Genomic DNA, 533 nt, shown 5'->3' with positions numbered 1-533 from the left:
CATTCTTACAAGATCTACTCTCAACAAGTTATGAGCCTATCTTGCTAGAGTAGCTTGTTTTTTTTACAAGACACCAACACCGGCCCAGGACAAGTCTTATTGTAGTCAATCAAAGTGACGAGCACCGTAGTCAATCATTAACAAGCCTAGTAGTCTGCCGGCATGATTGTTTCCAGAATGCCTACTTCTACACGCCAGGAGAAGATGAAGCAATTATCCCGTATCATGAGCGGATCGCACTCGGCATCATTCAATCCTCTGTGCACCCCAACTTGTCCTTTGACATACTCAATGTTGAAATTTCAGCTAAGGTCTATGCACACCTGGTCTCTAAATTCGGGATTGTTAACCGGGCACGGCAACTCCAGGCGTGGGAGAAGTTGAAAGCCATCTCACTTTCCTACTACACTAGCGCTGCAGAGGTGCTTGCGGATTTCAATCAGTGCGCAAGGACTTTCATGGAACAGGTCATTGAGTTGACTTGGGATGAAATCTGCAGCTTCATCCTGCAGGGCAACCTATGCGACCACCTT

At 46.5% G+C, this 533-nt stretch carries 1 protein-coding gene; it reads left to right on the top strand.

Features of this window, described 5'->3' with window-relative positions; all coding sequences use genetic code 11:
* Window positions 1-272: 272 nt before the first annotated feature.
* Window positions 273-533: hypothetical protein (locus tag ACFYE1_RS17510; protein ID WP_387745851.1), on the top strand; the 261-nt coding region annotated here is incomplete at its 3' end.

The organism is Kocuria nitroreducens (assembly GCF_042879195.1).
In the GTDB taxonomy this organism is placed as follows: Bacteria; Actinomycetota; Actinomycetes; order Actinomycetales; family Micrococcaceae; genus Kocuria; species Kocuria nitroreducens.
This window is presented reverse-complemented; position numbering and strand designations above follow the sequence as displayed.